The organism is Spirosoma sp. 48-14 (genome assembly GCF_001898575.1).
In the GTDB taxonomy this organism is placed as follows: Bacteria; Bacteroidota; Bacteroidia; order Cytophagales; family Spirosomataceae; genus Spirosoma.
Genome location: NZ_MKUD01000014.1, coordinates 1 through 2340, shown reverse-complemented (window position 1 = coordinate 2340; position 2340 = coordinate 1). Strand labels below are relative to the sequence as shown.

Below are 2340 nucleotides of genomic sequence, written 5' to 3'. Positions count from 1 at the left end.
ACAAAGTATAATCTTTAACATTTCCACAAGTACTATCAATTTGAAAGTACAATGAAGCTAGCTTTGACGTATCTGTTATTGTAAAAAATCTTTCTGTATATAAAGAATAAGTTTTTACATAATCTCTTTGCTGTATTAAATTATAAAATGCTACAGTAATTCTCTCTCCGTCTTTTTTATCAGGTTCTCGATTCTCATAAGTACCTTCAATATTACAGGAGTATAACAAAATACTAAAGCAAATAATCAGACATTTATTGTATATCCTCAAAATTGTATGTGGAAAAAAAATTATATTCATTAGATTTATTTTTTCTAAAAACTTTATATTCATATGTTTCTTTCTTTTTTTCGATATAATCACCTATTTCTATCTTATTGTTTATTGGGGGCAAAAAATATAACTTTAGCCCATTTTCAAGTTGGAACTCAACAGTACGGCCCTCAAACAAATTAGAACTTACAACTTTTGATGAAAAAGCGTTAGTATAAAATTCTTTCTTATTTTCACTAGATGTTTTTAATACATAAAAAACATTATATAAAATTAGCAATAAGACAACAAATCCTAATAAAATCTTCACCATTAAAGGTGCTCTAAACTCGTAAGGCATAATTAATTATTTTTACCACTGCCAAAGAGGCATAACCCCAGGGGTACTTTGTCTCTGATATTCTAATGAAAATCCTATTCCTACTCCTATTCCAACATTCTTGCCAATAAATCCTTCTCCATCCCCTGTAGGAGCCCAGGACATACCAACTGATACTCCTCCTAACGCTTTAAAGCTTATTGCACCTGCATGTGTTATACCTGTTACCATTGATGAATTTATATTTCGAGGGTCACCAGTATAATTCGCTGTACTAAAATTCACACTTCCTTCAGCTTTAGCAGTAATCCCTACTGTTATATTAAATGTTGGAGTTAGATAAATTCCAGGCTCTTTACCTCTTGTAAGTAGTGTAAAATTCAAAGGTTGAGCTCCTACTCCTACTCCAAATGCAATATCTCCACCAATCGAAATAGAAATTTTATCTGGAATAATCCCCCTTACAAAATTACTATTCCAAATATCGCTCCAAATATCTTCTTGTAAATGAAAATCAGTACCCTCATATGCTATAGAATAGTTACTGCCGCCCCCATTAGCCAAGGTAACTTTTACTATATTCTCTTTAAGATCAAAACCGTCTATTGTAGCTCCTATCAAATCTTCTGCAGTTTCCTCACTAAAGAAACCACCTTGACCTGCAGAGAAATATTTACGACTTCCATTCCCTCTTCGCTTAGTCTCATCGCTCCATTGTTTCTGCCAGTAAGATATCTGTAACAGTTGCTCATAACTGGTCAACATACCAGATCCTCCCCCACTCGTACGAGTCGCGTAACCCGCTGCATCGCCGCTTAAGATACGCATCATCGCCATAGCTCCAAGCATTCCTTGCAATTCCAAAGGACGTTGGCTCTGTGGTACTAAAGAGCTTTTGTAGTAGCCCGATATGGCACCCCAACCCGATGAACCCGGCACATTACCACCTGTCAGCAAACTGCCTGGTTCTCCACTCTGTAATCCCAACGGATCCACCATCATAGCCGGGTTACAACCCATGGCATGGTAAGGACTTAATACCTGTTGTCCACCTGCGGCTGCTAAAGCATCTAAGGCCAGGAACCTGCCCAGTTGGGGATCGTACTGCCGGTTATGAAAATCCATCCAGTTCAGTCCTGCTTCTTCCCTGTATTCATTGCCCTGGTAGCGCTGACGGTTGGGTAAGGAACCGCTGGCGGTTGTACCCCAGCCTTGTATGGGCAGGCCATAGGGATAATAGTGTTTCTCTTCGAGTAATGCTCCGGGGGTCAGGGTCACGGCAAGGTTATCATAATAGACCTGTTCTGCTCCCTGGTTGGACAAATATACGGCGATATATCCGTTTTCGGGTATTTCTATGGCTTCTTCGGTACCTATGGTTTTCCAGTCGGCTGCGCCATCGGCCTGCCACAAGCGGCTGTGCTCTGCCACTACTTTCATGTGTTCATCGAAGAACAGGTAGTTGAGGTAGGACCTGGGCTTGCTGCTGTCGGTCTCTGCGGCCTGCAGGGCCTCATAGGCGCTTTGCAGGGCTGCAGGGTCGGTATTGGTCTGGAGTATATTGGCCCCGGCGCCTTCGCTGCCTGTGGTGGCCGCAGCGCCCCCGGCCATGGCATTGAGTACCTGGCTCATCACGGCTTCGCTGCTGACAATGTCTTCGGGCTGGCTCTGGAGTTGTTCATAGAAGTTTTCTGCATTAACGGCGATCTTGTCTCCGGCCATTACTTTCAGCAGGATGGAGGTACCT

General features: G+C 41.7%; 2 protein-coding genes. Both read right to left on the bottom strand.

The window, feature by feature from the left end; translation table 11 throughout:
• Positions 1 to 254: 254 nt before the first annotated feature.
• Positions 255 to 614 (bottom strand): hypothetical protein, encoded by a 360-nt coding sequence (locus BGO59_RS11045; protein WP_293683685.1) that lies wholly within the window; start codon positions 612 to 614, stop codon positions 255 to 257.
• Between the two features lie 12 nt (positions 615 to 626).
• Positions 627 to 2340 (bottom strand): RHS repeat-associated core domain-containing protein (locus tag BGO59_RS11040; protein ID WP_293683684.1); only part of this gene is annotated, 1714 nt, incomplete at its 5' end.

What these genes read in the sequence shown, in the direction of transcription:
- BGO59_RS11045 (WP_293683685.1), bottom strand. Translation starts at nt 614, where the DNA reads ATGCCTTACGAGTTTAGAGCACCTTTAATGGTGAAGATTTTATTAGGA.